The organism is Pseudoalteromonas fuliginea (assembly GCF_000690055.1).
In the GTDB taxonomy this organism is placed as follows: Bacteria; Pseudomonadota; Gammaproteobacteria; order Enterobacterales; family Alteromonadaceae; genus Pseudoalteromonas; species Pseudoalteromonas fuliginea.
Genome location: NZ_JJNZ01000306.1, coordinates 1 through 225 on the forward strand (window position 1 = coordinate 1; position 225 = coordinate 225).

Annotated in this window: 1 protein-coding gene; it reads left to right on the forward strand. The window is 44.0% G+C overall.

What is annotated here, in order from left to right:
• Positions 1–225 (forward strand): hypothetical protein (locus tag DC53_RS22360; protein ID WP_033032895.1); only part of this gene is annotated, 225 nt, incomplete at both ends.

The following is a 225-nucleotide window of genomic DNA, read 5'->3' on the forward strand; positions in this document are numbered from 1 at the left end:
AGACGCCATTCCAGACCCACTAGACAGCGACATTGATGGCGATAATATTGCCAATGAGTTAGATGCATTTCCACTCGATAAAAACGAACAAAGCGATCTCGATAAAGACGGTATTGGTGATAACAGTGATGATGACCGTGATGGCGATGGCATCAATAATGATTATGAAGAGCAGCTGGGTTATGACCCTAATGATGCAACTAACACCCCAATCGATACCGATGC